This is a genomic window from Rhodococcus sp. 05-2254-2 (assembly GCF_002259095.1).
Classification (GTDB): Bacteria; Actinomycetota; Actinomycetes; order Mycobacteriales; family Mycobacteriaceae; genus Rhodococcoides.
In genome coordinates, this window is sequence record NZ_NOZJ01000001.1 from 249,961 (window position 1) to 266,728 (window position 16,768).

Sequence of the window (16,768 nt, forward strand, 5' to 3'; positions counted from 1 at the left end):
CCTAATCGCTGTACGACGCGCTGGGCGGACCGGGGGAGGGGCCGAGCACGGTCAGCCACCGGTTGTAGATGCGATTCCACGTGCCGTCGGAGCGGATGCGTGCCAACGTGCCGTTGACGAACCGCACCAGATCCTCGCTGTTCTTGTTGATTCCCACCCCGTACGGCTCCGGGCTCAGGCTGTCGCCGACGATCTCGAGGTACGGATCCTGTGCTGCCAGACCAGCGAGGATCGCGTCGTCGGTGCTGACGGCGTCGACCTGCCGTTGCTGCAGCACCACAAGGCAATCCGACCACATCGGTACCGTCACCACGGTCGCGGCGGGCTGGACGCGCTGGAGGCGTCGCAGCGAGGTGGTGCCCTCCACGGCGCACACCCGCTTGTTCGCCAGGTCCTCGACTCCGCGGATGCCCGACCCCTGCACCACCAGAACACGGTGCTGCGCTTGGAAGTACACGGTGGAGAACTGGACGTCCTTGCGGCGAGCGCACGTGATGGTCATGGTCTTGACCACCATGTCCACCGAAGAATTCTGCAGAGCTTCGAGCCGCTCCGCGGAGGTGAGGATACGGAAGTCCAACCGGTTGGGATCGCCGAACAGGTCTCGTGAGACTTCCCGTGCGATGTCGACATCGAAGCCGACCAGTTGCCCGGTCATCGGGTCGCGGAAGCTGAAAAGGTTGCTGCCCGTGTCCAGTCCGACGACCAAGCGGCCCTTGGCGCGCAGTGCGTCGACGGTCGGTTGCGGCGGCGGCGGAACATCGGTGCCGGTAGCCAGTGGTCGCAGGCTGGCGGTGGGGCGGGCGCACTCGTCGTCGGCTGGGCTCTCGGTGGGCCGCGCGGCGACGGACGCGCCTTCCGGCAGCGGCGGTTCGGTGAACGTCGTCTCGACCTGCGGCGCAGAGTTCTCGGGCGGTGCACAGCCGACCAACAGGGCGGTGACCAGGATGCCGACGGCGAGTAGACGTTTCACAGGTACTCCCGCAGTCTCGGGAACAGGCCGACGCCGAAGGCAACCGACGCGACGACGGTGAGCACGTACGCGCCGTTCGACAGCCCGGACAGCACCCATACCGATCGGTCGATGTTGGACCGCAGTTCGCTTCGCGCATTCTCGATTCCGTCGACCAGAACGCTGTCCAGTGCGGTGAACGCGGCCGCGGAATCGGACTCGCCGGTGCCGGTGGCAATGGAGACCGCACCGTTGAAATCGCCGACCTCCAGGGCGGAATCGATTCTGGAATGCGAGACCGACCACGTGTTCAGTGCATCGATCACCGCGGTGTCGCCCTGGAACATCTCCGTGAGCCGAGAGACGTTCGCGTCGAACGACTGTCCGTAATCCTGACCGCCGCCGCGACGGGCGAGATCGAGAGTTTCGTCCGCTCTGGCCTGTTGCGCCAGAATGAAACCCGTCGTATACGACTTCAGCGGAGACACGCCGCGGTCGATCGCGCGATCGGTGGCGATCGAGGAAATCAGTCCCACCACCAGCATCCAGCCGAGCAGGCCGGCGACAGCGACTGTGGCAGCGAGGAATCCGACGTTCAACGTGCGGCGAGTGGTCCGCGACAGGTACCACTGGGCCACGCCGGTCATCAGCAACAGGAACACCAGCGAGCCGATCGCGAACAGCGGCGGACTGGTGAATCGTTCCTGATCGGCCGACACCCGCGACGCCTGCTCGGTGTACAACTTCTCGGCCAGCGGCAGCAAAGTCGTCTGCATCATCGTCGACGCCTCGCCGAGATAGGCCGCGCCCACCGGATTTCCGCTGCGGTTGTTGGCTCGCGCCGTCTCGACCAGACCGCTGTACACCGGTAACCCGGCGGCGATCTGCGTCAGCACCGCGCTGGTGGCCGCGTCGTTCTCGGCGACCCCGGCCGAGGCCGCGATCAGCTCGGACGACGCCTCGCCGAGTGCCTGCGAGTAGCGCTCGCGCACCTCGGGCGGCTCGAGACCGCCGGCGATGAAGGCGGTGGCCGCAGCTGCATCCGCCACCGACAGTGCCCCGTACAGATTCTGTGCCGAGTTCGCGAAGGGCTCGGTCCGCACCAACAGGGTGCCCAGGGTGTCGACCCGATCGGTCACGGCCGTGGACGCGAGATTTCCGACCGTCAACGCCAAGAACACCAGCGCGGTTCCCATCGCGACCAACCGCGCAGGCGTCGAACGCATCGTGTATCGAACCGGCGGCTTGCCTGCAGCGGCACCGACGTGTGTAGCCGTTGTCGGTGGGACGGCAGCGGAGGGGGTAATGCCGGCCGCGATCACGCACCCGAGCATATAAGCAGGCGGACCGTACTGCAGCCACTACAGCGCAGTCACTACAGAAGGATGATTCCCCTACGCTGGAGAGCATGCGTGGTGACGGGGACGGTTGGGTGATCGGTACGGACGGTTCTCGGCACTGGGGAAAGCACGGTGCCGCCGGACTGTTGCTGCGTGCACCGTCGAACGAGCCGTCGAACACCGGTGAGCCGATGGTGCTGCTGCAGCACCGAGCGTTGTGGAGCCACCAGGGCGGAACTTGGGCACTACCCGGCGGAGCTCGCGATTCCCACGAGAGCACCGCGCACGCGGCGGTGCGCGAAGCCCACGAAGAAGCCGGTATCTCCGACGAACAGGTCAGGGTGCGCAGTGAGCGCGTCACCGCCAGTGTCGAGAGCGGCTGGTCGTACACCACCGTCGTCGCCGATACCGACCACCCTCTGACCACCGTGCCCAACGGCGAGAGCACCGAACTGCGCTGGGTGCCGGAGTCGATCGTCGACGAACTCCCGTTGCACCCGGGTTTCGCGTCCAGTTGGCCGTCGCTGCGCACCGTGCCGCTGCGGGTGCTGCTCGACACCGCCAACGTGCTCGGCTCGCGACCGAACGGGTGGTGGAAGGACCGCGCCGGATCGACCGGTGCACTGCTGACTTCGCTCGCCGAGACGCTGCCGCGCACCGTCGAACTACCCAGCGGTCAGTACGGCTGGCTCACCCGCATCGAAGCCGTGCTCGAGGGCCAGGCCAGGGACGCGGTCGTCGACGACCCCCGAACCCGGACGATTCTCGCCGACGGCAGCGGCGACGACACCCTCGCTGATCAAGCACACCGGGGCGGAGACCTGACGGCGATGGTCACCGCCGACCGTGGACTACGCGACCGGCTGCCGGAGTCGGTCCAGGTCCTGACGCCGTCGTCGGTTCTTGCGTGGCTGTAGCGCTCTAAGCCTGCAGCGCCTGAACCAACGAACGAGCGGCCGCCTGCGGGTCCCTGGCCTCGGTGATGGCGCGAACCACCACGATGCGGTCGGCACCGGCTGCCTTGACCTGATCCACGTTGGTCGCGTCGACGCCGCCGATGGCGAACCACGGCCGCTCCGGTAGCGCGTCCGCAGTCGCCCGCAGAGCCTCGAGCCCGGCGGCCGAGCGGTTGGGCTTGGTGGGCGTCGGCCACACCGGACCGACGGCGAAGTAGTCGACGCCGTCCTCGATCGCGGCGAGCGAGGACTGGGCGCGGTTCTGCGTCGAGCGCCCGATCACCACGTCCGGGCCGAGGATCTGCCGTGCGTAGTGCACCGGTAGATCGCCCTGGCCCAGATGCAGCACGTCTGCACCCGAGGCCAACGCCAGATCCGCGCGATCGTTGACCGCCAACAGTGCCCCGTGCCGTTTGGTCGCGGCGAGCAGAATCGCCAGCGCAGCGAGCTCGTCCTTGGCCTCGAGGGGGCCGAACTCGCGCTCGCCCGCAGAGTTCTTGTCGCGCAGCTGGATGATGTCGACGCCACCGGACAGCGCGGCCTCGGCGAACTGCGCGAGATCGCCCTTGTCGCGCCTGGCATCGGTACACAGGTACAGGCGAGCGGACGCAAGACGCTCACGGGGAGTCTGATTGCGGGCGGTCTGAGATGGATGCACAAAGCGAACTGTATTCTCATGGTGGCCGCCACCGACGACGGAGTGGCCGAGAAATCGCGGGAGTCCCGGGGATCGTGGGGCTGAGAGTGGGTTCGCCGCCCTTACCGTCAATACCTGAACCCGATCATGCGGGCGCAGGGAGTGAGGACGTGAGTCGCGTGTATATCGTCGTTATCGGCGGAGGCGTCATCGGGTTGTCGACGGCGCTGCGCCTGGCCGAGGACGGTCATCGGGTCGTCGTGCACGATCCCGCGCTGGGAAAAGGCGCGTCGTGGGTCGCGGGCGGAATGCTGGCACCGTTGTCCGAGGGTTGGCCCGGCGAACACGAACTGCTGCATCTCGGTGCCGCGTCGTTGGCGCGCTGGCCGGAATTCGCCCGACGCCTTCCCGGCCCCTCGGTGTTCTCCGCAGCAGGATCGGTGACGGTTGCCCTCGACTCCGCCGATGCGGCCGATCTGCGCACCATCGCCGAATGGGTGGGCGAGCAGGGACACGAACTCGCGATTCTGGGACGGGCGCAGCTGCGTGAGCTCGAACCTGCTCTGGCGCAGAACATTCGACTGGGCCTGCTGGCTCCGACCGAACTGTCGGTGGACAACCGGGCGCTGATCGCCGCGCTCGAGCAGGGATGTCTGGACGCGGGCGTCGAGTTCGTGGCTAGCTCGGTCGACGCACTTCCCGACGCCGATCAGGTGGTCCTGGCCGCCGGTTCTCGCTGTTCCGCACTGTGGCCGACACTGCCGGTGAGGCCGGTGAAAGGCGAGATCCTGCGGCTGCGTCGTAGGCCCAGCTCCGCACCGCCGCCGCACCGCATCGTCCGCGGAACCGTGCACGGACGCCCGATCTACCTGGTGCCACGCGGTGACGGATTGGTCGTCGGCGCAACACAATACGAATCCGGTGAGGACACCCAGGTCACCGTCGCCGGGGTACGAGACCTCATCGCCGACGCCGAACGACTCATGCCGAGCATCGGCGAATACGAACTGTACGAAACCGCTGCCGGCCTACGGCCGATGAGCCCCGACGGACTGCCGATCATCGGCAGGCTCGACGAGAACGTCGTCGTTGCCACCGGACACGGCCGCAACGGCATCCTGCTCGCGCCCATCACCGCCGACGCTGTCGCCGCGCTGATCTCCGGTGACGCCCTGCCCGAGGCGAAAGCAGCCACACCCGAACGCTTTGCACACATCGAGAGGACACCATGACACAGGTCGCGATCGGCATCACCGTCAACGGCGAGGATCACCTGCTCACCGAGGACATGACCATGCGTCGGCTGCTCGAATTCCTGGGCCTGCCCGAGAAGGGCATCGCCGTCGCCGTCGACGGAGCGGTGCTGCCCAAGAGCCGCTGGGACACCACCAGCGTCGAAAAGGGTTGGACCGTCGACGTTCTCACCGCAGTGCAGGGTGGTTGAGGGCATGGCGGGTTTGACGATCGCGGGCCGTACCTTCACCTCCAGGCTCATCACCGGCACCGGGGGAGCAGCGAATCTCGCAGTGCTCGAGGAAGCCCTCGTCGCGTCGGGAACCGAACTGACCACCGTCGCGATGCGCCGCGTCGACGCTGCGGGTGGGACGGGTGTGCTGGATCTGCTGCGCCGGTTGAACATCGCGCCGCTGCCGAACACCGCTGGCTGCCGCGGCGCGGCCGAAGCGGTGCTCACCGCGCAACTCGGCCGTGAGGCGCTCGAAACCGACTGGGTGAAACTCGAAGTGATCGCCGACGAGCGAACCCTGCTGCCCGACGCCATCGAATTGGTGAAGGCCGCAGAACAACTCGTGGACGACGGCTTCCAGGTGCTGCCGTACACCACCGACGACCCGGTCCTGGCGAAGCGACTGGAGGACATCGGCTGCGTCGCCGTCATGCCGCTCGGCTCACCCATCGGCACCGGCCTCGGTATCGCCAACCCGCACAACATCGAGATGATCGTCGACGCTGCAACTGTGCCCGTGATCCTCGACGCGGGCATCGGCACCGCCAGCGACGCCACCCTCGCAATGGAACTCGGCTGCGATGCGGTGCTGCTCGCGACCGCGGTGACCAGGGCGAAGGACCCGGCACTGATGGCGTCGGCGATGCGGAACGCGGTGGCCGCGGGCTACCAGGCCAGGCATGCGGGCCGAATTCCGAAACGATTCTGGGCTCAGGCCAGCTCGCCCATGTGATCACCTGCGTTGCCTGGGGTGCTGCGTTGCTTGGGGCCCTGCGTTGCCTGGGGTGCTGCGAATCCGGCAAACGCGCGCGCGTTCGTGAAACGCGTGCGGAATAGCGGCGGGTACGGGGGCGATTCCGCGCGCATCTGGCAAACGCGCGCGCTTTTGCGGCCTGGCCCAGGTGGCCGCGTGCCGCGATGCCGCCGACGCTCATATGGCTGCGTGCCGCCGACGCCGCCGACGCTCATATGACCGCGTGCCGCCGAAGTGACCGCGTGCCGCCGAAGTGACCGACTGTCTCAGGGTTGGGTCATCCGAAAGGATGATGCAACTGACGACTGTGGGTCGATGTGCGGACGCTGTCGATGGGGGAAGGTTGACCCATGATCGAAGTGACAGGACTGACCAAGCAGTACGGCGCGGTGACGGCGGTCGACAACCTCACCTTCACCATCAAGCCCGGCATCGTGACCGGATTCCTCGGCCCCAACGGCGCAGGCAAATCGACCACGATGCGGATGATTCTCGGTCTCGACCGCCCCACCTCGGGAACGGCGACCATCGAGGGCAAGAGCTACAGCCACCTGAAGCAGCCACTGCGTACCGTCGGCGCTCTGCTCGACGCCAAGTGGGTGCACCCCAATCGCTCGGCGCGTGCGCATCTCGAGTGGATGGCGGCCTCCAACGGCATTCCGAAGTCCCGCGTCGACGAGGTACTGCGCCTGGTGGGCCTGTCCGAGGTCGCGAAGAAGAATGCGGGCGGCTTCTCGCTCGGTATGTCGCAGCGGCTCGGACTCGCGGGCGCATTGCTCGGTGACCCCAAGGTGCTGCTGTTCGACGAGCCGGTCAACGGACTCGATCCCGAGGGCATCGTCTGGATCCGAAAGTTCATGCAGCGCTTGGCAGCCGAGGGCCGCACCGTTCTGGTCTCGAGCCACCTGCTCTCGGAGATGGCGCAGACCGCAGAGCACCTCATCGTCATCGGACGCGGCAAGTTGATCTCCGATTCCACGGTGCAGGAATTCATCGACCATGCTTCCGAAGCATCGGTACGCGTGCGCAGCCCGCAGCTCGACGGACTCCGCCAGGCCCTGACCACCGCCGGTCTCACCGTGCGTGAGCCGGACAAGACAGACGAACTTCAGCCCTCGTTGGTGGTGCTGAACTCCACGACAGACGCGATCGGCGACATCGCCGGTCGAGCTGGAATCACATTGCACGAGTTGGCCTCTCAGCGCGGCTCGCTCGAGGAAGCATTCATGAAACTCACCGGAGACACAGTGCAATATCACGGCGCGGGAGCCGAAAACCCCAACAATCAGCAAGCAATGGGCGGTGCACTCTGATGGGCGTCTTGGCAGCAGAAAGAATCAAGTTCACCTCGACCAAGTCGCCGTGGTGGTGCAGCGCGATCATCGTGGTGCTCGGTCTCGGGTTCGCGGCAATACTGGGGTGGGCTGCACAGTTGGCCACCGACACCGATGCGCCCGACGGCATTCCGCCCACGACGGCAGCCGACGTCGTAGGACTCGGCGTCGGAACGTTCGGTTCGATGGTGCTGATGATCCTGGCCGCGTTGACCGTGACCAGCGAGTACCGTTTCGGACTCATCCGCACCACGTTCCAGGCCGTGACCAACCGAGGATCGGTGCTGGCGGCCAAGGCCCTGCTGGTCGGTGTCTACGGTGCGATCCTGTCGTTCGTGCTCGCCGTCATCGGGCTCTACCTCGCCAAGGCGCTCGCCGGTGAGCAGGCAGGTGCGCTGCTGGGCTTCGACATCGATGGAACCTGGCGCATCCTGTACGGCACCGCCATCCTGGCGTTCGTCCAGGTGGTTCTGGCCATCGGCGTCGGCGCTCTCATGCGGCAGTCCGCCGGAGCAATTGCCATCCTGCTGCTGTGGCCACTGCTCATCGAGAACCTCGTCGGGGTGATTCCGACGGTCGGCGAGAAGATCCAGCCGTTCCTGCCCTTCCTCAACGCCAATCACTTCCTCGGATCCGGCGGCGGCGTCGACTTCCACTGGGGTCCGATCGGCGGCCTGATCTACTTCGTCGCCTTCACCGCGGTGATCTTCGGAGCTGCGGTGTTCGTCGTCAATCGTCGGGACGCCTGACGCCGCTCGCCGGTAGGGTGTCCGCTATGCGGATTTCCTTGCTTGCAAGTAGCGCTGCCACTGTCTTGATTCTGGCCGGTTGCTCGTCCACCTCGGACGAGGAACCGGCCAGAGTTTTCGCTACACCCGACGGGCCTGGCCTGGCGGAAGCGGTCACCGAGGAGGCGTTGGTGGGGCACCTCGAACAACTGGAAGCCATCGCCGCCGAGAACGACGGAAACCGCGCGGCCGGCACCGCCGGGTACGACGCGAGTGTCGATTATGTTGTCTCGCAACTCGAATCGGCCGGGTTCGAGGTCACCACCCCGGAATTCGACTTCGACACCTTCGAGGCGCAGACCCAGACCCTGTCGGTGGCGGGTACCGAGATCCCGGTGTTCGCGCTCAGTTACTCGCCGACCACCACCGCCGAGGGGATCACCGCACGCGTCGTCGGCGCTCCCGCCGGTGCAGACGGCTGCGAGGCGACCGACTACACCGGCCTCGACCTGGCCGGAGCCGTTGCGGTCGTGCCGCGCGGAGTGTGCCCGTTCGGTGTGAAGCAAACTGTTGCAGCGGAACTGGGAGCGGCCGCCGCGATCATCGTCAACAACGAACCGGGACCGCTCGATTCGGGCACACTCGGCGACACCGACACCGCTCGGATTCCGACCGGCGGCGTCAGCCAGGAGGACGGGGCGGCCGTTCTGGCCGCACCCGAGGTGACGCTGACCCTCGTCACCGAGACCGAAACGACCACCAGCCGCAACATCATTGCGCAGACCACCACCGGTTCGACCGAGAACGTGGTGGTCACCGGTGCACATCTGGACAGCGTCCCCGAGGGTCCAGGCATCAACGACAACGGAACCGGTACCGCGGCAGTACTCGAGACCGCACTGCAGATGGGTAGCGCCCCCGAGGTGACCAACGCGGTGCGCTTCGCGTTCTGGGGTGCCGAGGAGAACGGACTCGTCGGTTCCACCGAGTACGTCGAGGGCCTGTCCGACGAGGACAAGCGAAACATCGCGCTGTACTTGAACTTCGACATGATCGGCTCGAACAATGCCGGTTACCTCGCCTACGACGGAGACGACTCCGACCAGGTGGGTGAGCCCGCCGGACCGGCCGGATCCGACGCCATCGAGCGCACCTTCGTCGAGCGACTGGCGACCGAGGGCGTAGCCGTCGACGGCACCGATTTCGACGGTCGCTCGGACTACGGCCCGTTCATCGAGGTCGGCATCCCGGCCGGTGGTGTGTTCAGCGGAGCGGACGAGAACAAGACCGCCGAGCAGGCCGAGAAGTGGGGCGGCACCGCGGATCAGACCTTCGACGAGAACTACCACACCGATCAGGACACCCTGGCGAACGTCGACCGAGCAGCATTGGCGAAGAACGGCGCGGCGGTGGCCTATGGAATCGGCGTCTACGCGCAGTCGGTGGAGGGGCCCAACGGGGTTCCGGTGGGTGCCGCGCGCGAGGCCGCTCGCGCCGAAGGATGAGGGTAAGTATGTGTAACCGTGGGTTACGCTCGATGCTGTGAACGCAGTCGTCTCCTCGGTCGTGGAGTGGGTCCGCACCACCAATCGAGCGCCCGCGGTGGTCGGGGCGGTTCGGCGTGTGCGCCGCGCACTACCCGGTGACCCCACGTTCGGCGATCCACTGTCGATCGACGGTCCGGGCAGAGCCATGGCCGTCGCTCGCGTCGCCGACAGGTTTCTGGCTGCGAACGGCCTCGACGACGAACCCGGTGCGTCCCGCGAAGTGGGCCTCGGAGCATTGCAGGTGTGGCAGGCGGTCCTCGAACGAGCCGGCCGAGGCCGCGGCGAGCACGACGTCACCATCGTGTTCACCGACCTCGTCGGGTTCTCGTCGTGGTCGCTGCGGGCCGGCGACACCGCCACCCTGACACTGCTGCGCAAGGTCTCCAAAGCCGTCGAACCCGAGGTCGCATTCCGCGGTGGCCACGTCGTCAAGAGACTGGGCGACGGCATCATGGCGGTGTTCGCAGATGCGGGCAAAGCAGTCGACGCGGTCTTCGCGGCCCGCGAGGCCCTGAAGGGCGTCGACGTCGACGGCTACACCCCGACGATGCGCGTCGGCATCCACACCGGCAGCCCGCGGCAGGTGGGATCGGACTGGCTGGGCGTCGACGTCACCGTCGCCGCCCGGGTCATGCAGACCGGCGGCAACGGCAACATCATGATCTCCGCGGCGGCCCTGGAGGGGGTACCGCCGGAGGTGCTCGACGCCTTGCGCGTGGTCTCCAAGCCCTATCGACGCAGCTTCTTCGCTCCGAAGATCAAGGGCGCACCCGACGACCTACGCATCCTCCGACTTGTGCAGTCGCCACAGCGGTGACACCGGTCCGTGGCCCGCGCCCAGATCGTAGGACGCGGCCAAACAGCGGGTGACCCACTCCTTGCCGAACGCCACCGCGTCGGGCATGGAGTATCCGTGCGCCAGCGCCGATGCGATCGATGCGGCGAGGGTGTCGCCGCCGCCGTGATCGTTGCCGGTGTCGATGCGTTCGCTGGTGAATTCGAGGAAGGTGTCGCCGTCGAACAGCAGGTCGGTGCTGTGGGTCGACGTCCGCAGGTGACCGCCCTTGACCAGGGCCCACTGCGCGCCCAACCCGTGCAGGGCCTCGGCGGCGCGGTGCGCGCTGGAGTCGTCGACCACGTCGATGCCGGTGATGAGCCGCACCTCGTCGAGGTTGGGGGTCACCAGCGAGGCGATGGGAAACAGGGTGTGGCGGATGGCGTCGAGGGCCTCGGCGTGCAGCAGAGGATCGCCGTGCATCGACGCGCACACCGGATCGACGACCAACGGAACCGGCTGATCGCGGCCGATACCGACTTCGGTGCAGACTGCCGTGACCGCGTCGATGATCGCGGTGGAGGCCAGCATTCCGGTCTTCGCTGCGCCGACGCCGATGTCGGAGACGACGGAGCGAACCTGCGCGGCGACGACGTCCGGCGGAATCTCGTGGAAGCCCGTCACGCCGACGGTGTTCTGGACCGTGACCGCAGCGACCGCGACACAGGCGTGCACGCCGAGCAGTGCCATCGTTCGGCTGTCCGCCTGGATTCCGGCACCGCCACCGGAGTCGGTTCCGGCGATGGTCAGCGCGCGGACTGGAGTCTCGCCGTTGGGCGTGAGCGGTAGGAACTTCACGAGAGAAGACAGTACCGGCGCGAGGGGAGACGGGGGTCGCGCCCGCGTAATCGGATTGCCGAGTCCGTGGCGAAAACTTGGGCAGGTCTTGAATGTTGTTGTATCACAACGTCGAACAGGGCCACTTATGATCCGTACCAGCATTCGTGTCGGGTTCGACGGACAAACCTACGCATCCGAAGGTTTGTTGGTAGAAAAGGTGACAGAGCCACCGTGCGCATGTTTAATAGTGGTGCACGTCACATCGGTTTCACTCGTTCATCACTCCACACACAGCGAAGGAGGCGTCCCATGCTGGCAAGTTCTCCTAGCGCTGATGTCTCGATCAACAAAGACCAGAACCGATTCGAGCTTCGATTGAACGGTGATCTGGTCGGGATCGTCGGCTTCTACGAGGTCGAGGGAAACGGCACGCGTGCGACGCGTACTCACGTCGTGTCCTTCATGCACACCGTCGTCACCGAGGATTTCGGTCACCAGGGTCTGGCCGGCATTCTGGTGCGCCGCGCACTCGACAGTGCGCGGTCCTACGGCTGGAAGGTCAAGCCGGTCTGCACCTACGTTCAGCGCTTCGCTGCGGCCAATCCTGAATACAACGACATGCTCGTCGCTCTCTGACCTCGGGTTCCTGCACGCATCGCCCGGTCACATCAAGGCTGGTCACAGTAAGGGCACGACTCGGCGACGATCGGTGCACTCGCCTCGCGTCACATGGACAACACTGGTCTCATAAGTGACATGAGTCACATACTTCCACGGCGGGTCACCGGGCCTGCTCCGGTCGACCGGCCCGTCGTTCGCATCGAGGACGACGTCGATCACAATAGGTTCGACCTCTTCGTCGACGACGAACTCGTCGGCATTCTCGGTTATCGCTTCGGTGAGGGCGACGATGGCGGCGTCGGCCCGGTCGTCGCGCTCATGCACACCGTCGTCAAGGAAGAGTACGGCGACCGCGGATGGGCGGGCGTGCTGGTACGAGCGTCCCTGAACACCGCGCGTGATCGGCAGTGGCGCATCGTTCCGATCTGCACCTACGTGCGGCGATATCTGGCGCAGCACGAAGAATTTCTGGATCTGATCGCCGAATAGAGAGCACTGCTCTTGCCTGGCGTGCCCCTTGGGTGAATACTGCTTCCTATAGGGAGCGCCGCTCTCGAAAGGTTGGCATTCCCCGATGCGTGTATCCCTGTATCTGTTCGTCGGCATCATGTTCGCCGCGTATCCCACACTGCGTCCCTACTCGGACGAGGTGGGCACGGCGGGAGCCGACGCCTTCGCATCCTCGAGCTGGGTGCTCTCGCACACCTTCGCCATGCTCGGCTTCATCGCGCTCGGGCTGACCGTGCTCTACACCGGTGGGCGGTCGGAGCTCGCGGTCGTGACCACGTGGATCGGTGTCGGGTTGGTGCTGCCGTACTACGGCGCGGAAACCTTCGCGCTGCATGTGCTGGGTGTCGATGCCGTACAGAACGCGAACCCCGGCCTGATCGATCTGGCCGACCCGATCAGGTACTCGCTCGTACAGTCCGTCATGTTCGGGCTCGGACTGGTGCTGATCGCCGTCGGGCTGGTGGCATTCGCTCTACGCAACCGCTACGCCGCAGTGCTCGCTGCCGGGTTCGTGCTCTTCCTTCCGCAGTTCTACACCCCGCCTGCCGTGCGAATTGCGCACGGAGTGCTGATCGCCGTCGGGGCGATTCTCGCCGCCAGGGCCGTGGCGGACAGGTCGGCGGACTCTGCTCAGCCGATCTCCACGATCACCGGAGCGTGATCGCTGGCTCCCTTGCCCTTGCGTTCCTCGCGGTCGATAGACGCGCCGGTTACTCGTGCCGCCAGGGCAGGGGAGGTCAACGCCATGTCGATGCGTAGGCCCTGCTTCTTGGGGAACCGCAACTGCGTGTAGTCCCAGTAGGTGTACGTCCTGGGCTCGGGGGTGAACTGCCGCGTCACCTCGGTGAAGCCGGCGTCGCCGAACGCGCTGAAGGCATCACGCTCGGCTCGGGAGGTGTGGGTCTTGCCCTCGAAGAGCGCGGGATCCCAGACGTCGTCGTCGGTGGGCGCGATGTTCCAGTCGCCTACGAGCGCGATCTGCGCCTGCGGATCCGCCGCCACCCAGGCCTGCGCGTCGGCCTTCAGTGCAGCAAGCCACTCGAGCTTGTAGGTGTAGTGCGGATCGGCGAGTTCCCGGCCGTTGGGCACATACAGGCTCCAGACGCGCACCCCGGCGCACGTGGCACCGATAGCACGGGCCTCCTGAGCGGGATCGATCTCGGGATCCTTGCTGAAGCCGGGCTGATCCTCGAACCCGACCTGCACATCGTCCAGGCCGATGCGCGATGCGATCGCGACGCCGTTCCACTGGCTCAGCCCGACGTGGGCGACCTCGTACCCGATGTCGGTGAAGCGCTGATACGGAAACTGTGCGTCCTTGCACTTGGTTTCCTGCATCGCCAGCACATCGACATCGGATCGCTGCAGCCAATCGACGATTCGATCCTGACGAGAGCGGACGGAGTTCACATTCCAAGTAGCCAAGCGCACGGGAACGAACCTTATCGAACGCCTCCGACAGGCCGGGCATAGCGATACCGATGGTGGTCCTCGAAGCCGAGGTCTCGGTACAGGGCAACGGCTTCGGTGTTGTCGACGGCCACCTGCAGGTACGCGTGTGTCGCTCCGTGGCTGCGTCCCCAGCGCACCAGTTCTCCGCACATCAGTGTGCCGAGGCCGTTGCGGCGATGCTCGGGGGAGACCCAGAGAGAGGTGAGTCCCACCCAGCATCGACCGTCCGGGGCGGTGGTGACGGCCGCGCGACCGACGGCGGCCGCCGACGACGAGTGGGCGCCGATCATGCCGAAACCGAGGGTGCCGCCCCGGACTGCGGTGACCACCTCCGCTGCGCCCGCGGGAGCCTCGCTGCCCTGGTAGCGCAGAGAATTCAGCCACTCGGCTGTCGGCTGCGCGGTGACGCCGATGGCCAAATCGCCTTCGCGCAGAACGAGTTTCGAGATCTCCGCAGCCATGACGGCGCTCTCGTTGTAGGTCCGCCACCCGGCCGGCGCGCTGCCGAGACGGTCGGGGAGCGAGAGCGTCGGCTGCAGTCCGCGAGCGGCGTATCGATCGACGATCTGCGCGAGAGTCTCGGCCGTCGTCGAGGCTCCGGGCTCGAGCGGTGCCGCCGAGTTGGCGCGGCCGGTGAACCCGTGACCGAACCGCAGTTGCCAACCGTCGATCCATTCCCGCTCGACGCCCGGCCAACCGTCGGCGGCAGCGGCCTCGAGCGAGCGGATCTCCGACGTTCGAATCGGCTTGGGCCCCAGAGGTTTCAACGCTACGACTCGTTCGGCGGCGACCTGCACCAGCGCGCCGTCCCGGCCGCGCACCGAGACCGAGCCTGCGTCCATGGCCACCAGTTCGCCGATCACGTCCGTCATCGGGTGGGTGTGGCCGGGTGGCAACCGATAGCGAAGCATCACCCGGGTACCCACCGGGACGGTCAGTCGTCGTCCTCGTCGTCGTGCCCGAACGGGTCGTCCACCGTGCCGGGCGTCCAGCTCAGACCGGGCACGCCCCACCCGGCGCGTTTGATCGCCTTCTTCGCGGCCCGCGCATGTCGACCGATGAGCACGTCCGTGTACAGAAAGCCGTCGAGATGACCCACCTCGTGCTGGAGCATCCGAGCGAAGAAGCCGTGACCCTCGATGTCGACGGGATCACCCTTGGCATCGGTACCGGTCACCCGGGCCCATTCGGCGCGCCCGGTGGGGTGCTGCTCGCCGGGGACGGACAGGCAGCCCTCGTCGTCGTCGTCCGGATCGGGCATCGTCTCCGGAATCTCGGAGGTCTCGAGTACCGGATTGACGACCTCGCCGCGGCGGCGGAAGACCTTGCCGTCCTCGCCTTGATCGGGGCAGTCGTAGATGAACAGACGCTTGCCGACGCCGACCTGATTCGCGGCGAGTCCGACGCCGTTCGCGGCGGCCAACGTCTCGTACATGTCGGCGATCAGCTCGGCGAGCTCGGCGGGTGACTCGGTGACGGGAGCGGTTGCGGTGTGCAGCACCGGATCGCCGACGATCCGGATGGGAAGAATTGCCATGGTCGACAAGGATACCGGGAGTGGAGCCTGCGGAATGACCCAGTGGTGAGGAGTGGAGCCTGCGGAATGACCCAGTGGTGAGGAGTGGAGCCTGCGGAATGACCCAGTGGTGTGCGTCGCGCATGTGGTCGAGTAGGTGGAACACGCCACGCGCGGGCAGCCCGCAGGAGCCGTGTCCCCGGCGTCGGACATGGTTGAATGATCCCCGAAGTACAACTGTGTAATTCGGTCGGCGCTCCTACGGGTGTCGGCAGTACTGGGGGAAGCAGATTTCTCCGGGTGGGTGATCCTGCCGACCCTGGGAAGTCGAGAAGTCGAGGAGTGGGATGGACGGCGCAGCAGCGCGTGACTCGAACCAGTCTCAGCAACCGGGAAGTTCGGACGGCTCTCAGGATCCGAACGAGGTCGGTGCGGACGGACTGAGTCGACGAGAGCACGACATCCTGTCCTTCGAGCGGCAGTGGTGGAAGTACGCCGGGGCCAAGGAAGAGGCCATCAAGGAACTCTTCTCCATGTCGGCGACCCGCTACTACCAGATCCTGAATGCGTTGGTCGATCGTCCCGAGGCGCTCGCCGCGGATCCGATGTTGGTCAAGCGCCTGCGCCGATTGCGTGCGAGCAGGCAGAAGGCTCGTGCGGCACGTCGGCTGGGTTTCGACGTCTGAGCAGGTCTTGCGTTCCGTGTGCCGAGTCGCCGTCGACGGTCGGCTAGGGTCGATCAGGTGAGCAGCCCGAACCCGGAACAGACCGGGCCACCACTCCGCGCCCTGGCCATGGTGTTGATTTCGCTCGCGATCCTGTTCGCAGCGATCGGGGCGTTGTCTCTGACGGGTTCCGATTCCGACGATGCGGCCGCCGAACCCGCCGCCGAGACGACGAGCGCACCGGCCGCGGTCGCACCGACCGCCCAGGCTCCTGCAGCACAGGCCCCGGCCGCCGACGCGTCGACGGGCACCGCAGCTCCCACCACGACGGGGACCGCAGCCGACGTCGAAGTGCGGGTACTCAACAACTCCAATGTCTCCGGCCTGGCCGCCGGTACCGCCAGCACGTTGACCGCCGAGGGTTGGAACGTCGCCGAGACGGGCAACTTCAGTGAAGACCAGTTCGCGCAGACCGCGGTGTACTACGGCACGACGGCAGGTGAGGAACAGGCCGCGCAGACCATCGCCACGCAGCTCGGCGTCCCGGCCGAACCCAAGCCGACCTCGCTCGAATCCACTGCAGGCGTCGTCGTCATCGTGACCCAGTAGTCCTGCAGCGGCCAGTTCCACAGCGTCGACTTCCGTGCCCGATTCGGCCGAATCGGTCGGCACGTTA

The 16,768-nt window shown here is 66.4% G+C and carries 20 protein-coding genes; 13 read left to right on the forward strand and 7 right to left on the reverse strand.

Going from position 1 to position 16,768, the window contains the following annotated elements:
• Nucleotide 1 precedes the first annotated feature (1 nt).
• Together CH283_RS01255 and CH283_RS01260 are read right to left on the reverse strand one after the other, a co-directional pair.
• Nucleotides 2–973 (reverse strand): glutamate ABC transporter substrate-binding protein, encoded by a 972-nt coding sequence (locus tag CH283_RS01255; protein WP_068048045.1) that lies wholly within the window; start codon nucleotides 971–973, stop codon nucleotides 2–4.
• A complete protein-coding gene (locus tag CH283_RS01260) occupies nucleotides 970–2,274 on the reverse strand; it encodes a hypothetical protein (protein WP_231893724.1) in 1,305 nt (434 codons plus the stop codon). Before CH283_RS01260 ends, CH283_RS01255 begins: the two co-directional genes overlap by 4 nt.
• Nucleotides 2,275–2,360: 86 nt before the next feature.
• On the opposite strand from CH283_RS01260, the gene CH283_RS01265 reads away from it, so the two are divergent.
• The gene (locus tag CH283_RS01265) at nucleotides 2,361–3,209 is read left to right on the forward strand and encodes an NUDIX hydrolase (protein ID WP_068048051.1); all 849 of its coding nucleotides are present in this window, start codon (nucleotides 2,361–2,363) and stop codon (nucleotides 3,207–3,209) included.
• A 4-nt stretch (nucleotides 3,210–3,213) separates the two neighbouring features.
• Here the strand turns inward: CH283_RS01265 and thiE are convergent, their stop codons facing one another.
• Entirely contained in the window at nucleotides 3,214–3,906 is a 693-nt protein-coding gene (gene thiE / locus CH283_RS01270; protein WP_068048054.1) for a thiamine phosphate synthase, read from the reverse strand.
• A gap of 158 nt (nucleotides 3,907–4,064) precedes the next feature.
• On the opposite strand from thiE, the gene thiO reads away from it, so the two are divergent.
• The 7 genes from thiO (at nucleotide 4,065) to CH283_RS01305 (ending at nucleotide 10,530) form a co-directional block, all read left to right on the forward strand.
• A complete protein-coding gene (gene thiO, locus CH283_RS01275; RefSeq protein WP_373557660.1) occupies nucleotides 4,065–5,117 on the forward strand; it encodes a glycine oxidase ThiO in 1,053 nt (350 codons plus the stop codon).
• Nucleotides 5,114–5,329: a sulfur carrier protein ThiS gene (gene thiS, locus CH283_RS01280; RefSeq protein ID WP_094640984.1), complete on the forward strand. Its 216-nt coding sequence runs from the start codon at nucleotides 5,114–5,116 to the stop codon at nucleotides 5,327–5,329. The genes thiO and thiS overlap by 4 nt, the downstream gene beginning before the upstream one ends.
• 4 nt (nucleotides 5,330–5,333) lie before the next feature.
• Entirely contained in the window at nucleotides 5,334–6,083 is a 750-nt protein-coding gene (locus CH283_RS01285) for a thiazole synthase (RefSeq protein ID WP_094640985.1), read from the forward strand.
• A gap of 371 nt (nucleotides 6,084–6,454) precedes the next feature.
• Nucleotides 6,455–7,417: an ABC transporter ATP-binding protein gene (locus CH283_RS01290; RefSeq protein ID WP_094640986.1), complete on the forward strand. Its 963-nt coding sequence runs from the start codon at nucleotides 6,455–6,457 to the stop codon at nucleotides 7,415–7,417.
• Nucleotides 7,417–8,187 carry an ABC transporter permease gene (locus tag CH283_RS01295; protein WP_094640987.1) on the forward strand — a complete coding sequence of 257 codons (771 nt, stop codon included), beginning with the start codon at nucleotides 7,417–7,419 and terminating at the stop codon, nucleotides 8,185–8,187. Before CH283_RS01290 ends, CH283_RS01295 begins: the two co-directional genes overlap by 1 nt.
• A gap of 26 nt (nucleotides 8,188–8,213) precedes the next feature.
• Entirely contained in the window at nucleotides 8,214–9,671 is a 1,458-nt protein-coding gene (locus CH283_RS01300; RefSeq protein WP_094640988.1) for a M28 family peptidase, read from the forward strand.
• A gap of 37 nt (nucleotides 9,672–9,708) precedes the next feature.
• On the forward strand, nucleotides 9,709–10,530 hold the full coding sequence (locus CH283_RS01305; protein ID WP_094640989.1) for an adenylate/guanylate cyclase domain-containing protein: 822 nt from the start codon (nucleotides 9,709–9,711) through the stop codon (nucleotides 10,528–10,530).
• Here the strand turns inward: CH283_RS01305 and thiD are convergent.
• Complete coding sequence (gene thiD / locus CH283_RS01310) at nucleotides 10,492–11,346, reverse strand: bifunctional hydroxymethylpyrimidine kinase/phosphomethylpyrimidine kinase (protein ID WP_094640990.1); 855 nt, start codon at nucleotides 11,344–11,346, stop codon at nucleotides 10,492–10,494. The two genes, CH283_RS01305 and thiD, sit on opposite strands and share 39 nt — an antisense overlap.
• A 291-nt stretch (nucleotides 11,347–11,637) precedes the next feature.
• Between thiD and CH283_RS01315 the strand changes: the two genes are divergently transcribed.
• From CH283_RS01315 to CH283_RS01325, 3 genes are all read left to right on the forward strand, one after another.
• A complete protein-coding gene (locus CH283_RS01315; protein WP_068048077.1) occupies nucleotides 11,638–11,964 on the forward strand; it encodes a GNAT family N-acetyltransferase in 327 nt (108 codons plus the stop codon).
• Nucleotides 11,965–12,084: 120 nt separating this feature from the next.
• The gene (locus CH283_RS01320; RefSeq protein ID WP_094641420.1) at nucleotides 12,085–12,438 is read left to right on the forward strand and encodes a GNAT family N-acetyltransferase; all 354 of its coding nucleotides are present in this window, start codon (nucleotides 12,085–12,087) and stop codon (nucleotides 12,436–12,438) included.
• Between the two features lie 85 nt (nucleotides 12,439–12,523).
• Nucleotides 12,524–13,120, forward strand: a complete 597-nt coding sequence (locus tag CH283_RS01325; protein ID WP_094640991.1) for a hypothetical protein — start codon at nucleotides 12,524–12,526, stop codon at nucleotides 13,118–13,120.
• On the opposite strand, the gene CH283_RS01330 is transcribed toward CH283_RS01325, so the two are convergent.
• The 3 genes from CH283_RS01330 to CH283_RS01340 are packed head-to-tail and all read right to left on the reverse strand — an operon-like array spanning nucleotide 13,090 to nucleotide 15,448.
• Entirely contained in the window at nucleotides 13,090–13,890 is an 801-nt protein-coding gene (locus CH283_RS01330) for an exodeoxyribonuclease III (RefSeq protein ID WP_094640992.1), read from the reverse strand. The genes CH283_RS01325 and CH283_RS01330 overlap by 31 nt on opposite strands.
• 11 nt (nucleotides 13,891–13,901) lie before the next feature.
• A complete protein-coding gene (locus tag CH283_RS01335) occupies nucleotides 13,902–14,849 on the reverse strand; it encodes an N-acetylglutamate synthase, CG3035 family (RefSeq protein WP_441344171.1) in 948 nt (315 codons plus the stop codon).
• On the reverse strand, nucleotides 14,846–15,448 hold the full coding sequence (locus tag CH283_RS01340) for a peptide deformylase (protein ID WP_094640994.1): 603 nt from the start codon (nucleotides 15,446–15,448) through the stop codon (nucleotides 14,846–14,848). The genes CH283_RS01335 and CH283_RS01340 overlap by 4 nt, the downstream gene beginning before the upstream one ends.
• Nucleotides 15,449–15,774: 326 nt before the next feature.
• Here CH283_RS01340 and CH283_RS01345 point away from each other — a divergent pair, with 326 nt between their 5' ends.
• Together CH283_RS01345 and CH283_RS01350 are read left to right on the forward strand one after the other, a co-directional pair.
• Nucleotides 15,775–16,113, forward strand: coding sequence for a DUF3263 domain-containing protein (locus CH283_RS01345; RefSeq protein ID WP_032393769.1), 339 nt, complete (start codon nucleotides 15,775–15,777; stop codon nucleotides 16,111–16,113).
• A 57-nt stretch (nucleotides 16,114–16,170) separates the two neighbouring features.
• Nucleotides 16,171–16,701 (forward strand): LytR C-terminal domain-containing protein, encoded by a 531-nt coding sequence (locus CH283_RS01350; protein WP_255183038.1) that lies wholly within the window; start codon nucleotides 16,171–16,173, stop codon nucleotides 16,699–16,701.
• Nucleotides 16,702–16,768 lie beyond the last annotated feature (67 nt).

What these genes read in the sequence shown, in the direction of transcription:
- CH283_RS01315 (WP_068048077.1), top strand. Translation starts at nt 11,638, where the DNA reads ATGCTGGCAAGTTCTCCTAGCGCTGATGTCTCGATCAACAAAGACCAG.
- CH283_RS01290 (WP_094640986.1), top strand. Translation starts at nt 6,455, where the DNA reads ATGATCGAAGTGACAGGACTGACCAAGCAGTACGGCGCGGTGACGGCG.
- CH283_RS01300 (WP_094640988.1), top strand. Translation starts at nt 8,214, where the DNA reads ATGCGGATTTCCTTGCTTGCAAGTAGCGCTGCCACTGTCTTGATTCTG.
- CH283_RS01325 (WP_094640991.1), top strand. Translation starts at nt 12,524, where the DNA reads ATGCGTGTATCCCTGTATCTGTTCGTCGGCATCATGTTCGCCGCGTAT.
- thiS (WP_094640984.1), top strand. Translation starts at nt 5,114, where the DNA reads ATGACACAGGTCGCGATCGGCATCACCGTCAACGGCGAGGATCACCTG.
- CH283_RS01320 (WP_094641420.1), top strand. Translation starts at nt 12,085, where the DNA reads ATGAGTCACATACTTCCACGGCGGGTCACCGGGCCTGCTCCGGTCGAC.
- CH283_RS01265 (WP_068048051.1), top strand. Translation starts at nt 2,361, where the DNA reads ATGCGTGGTGACGGGGACGGTTGGGTGATCGGTACGGACGGTTCTCGG.
- CH283_RS01285 (WP_094640985.1), top strand. Translation starts at nt 5,334, where the DNA reads ATGGCGGGTTTGACGATCGCGGGCCGTACCTTCACCTCCAGGCTCATC.
- CH283_RS01340 (WP_094640994.1), bottom strand. Translation starts at nt 15,448, where the DNA reads ATGGCAATTCTTCCCATCCGGATCGTCGGCGATCCGGTGCTGCACACC.
- CH283_RS01345 (WP_032393769.1), top strand. Translation starts at nt 15,775, where the DNA reads ATGGACGGCGCAGCAGCGCGTGACTCGAACCAGTCTCAGCAACCGGGA.
- CH283_RS01295 (WP_094640987.1), top strand. Translation starts at nt 7,417, where the DNA reads ATGGGCGTCTTGGCAGCAGAAAGAATCAAGTTCACCTCGACCAAGTCG.